Annotated in this window: 1 protein-coding gene; it reads right to left on the reverse strand. The window is 66.3% G+C overall.

Going from position 1 to position 255, the window contains the following annotated elements; all coding sequences use genetic code 11:
* The coding region (locus tag SB772_RS43200; protein WP_410838921.1) for a pyridoxal-phosphate dependent enzyme at positions 1–255 on the reverse strand (255 nt) is incomplete at both ends.

The raw sequence follows: 255 nt of genomic DNA on the forward strand, positions 1-255 counted from the left end.
GGACGTGATCGCGATCAGCGTCTGGTTCTCGATGCCCTCGCGCTCGGCGTACTGTTTCGCGCCCGCCACGGCGAGCGCGCCGGCGGGCTCCAGCACGCTGCGGGTGTCCTGGAACACGTCCTTGATCGCGGCGCACAGCGCATCGGTATCCACGAGCAGCACGTCGTCGAGATATTCGCGGCACAGGCGGAAGGTTTCCTCGCCGACCAGCTTCACCGCCGTGCCGTCCGAAAACAGGCCGACTTCATTCAGCGT

Source organism: Paraburkholderia sp. SIMBA_030 (genome assembly GCF_046535245.1).
GTDB lineage: Bacteria > Pseudomonadota > Gammaproteobacteria > Burkholderiales > Burkholderiaceae > Paraburkholderia.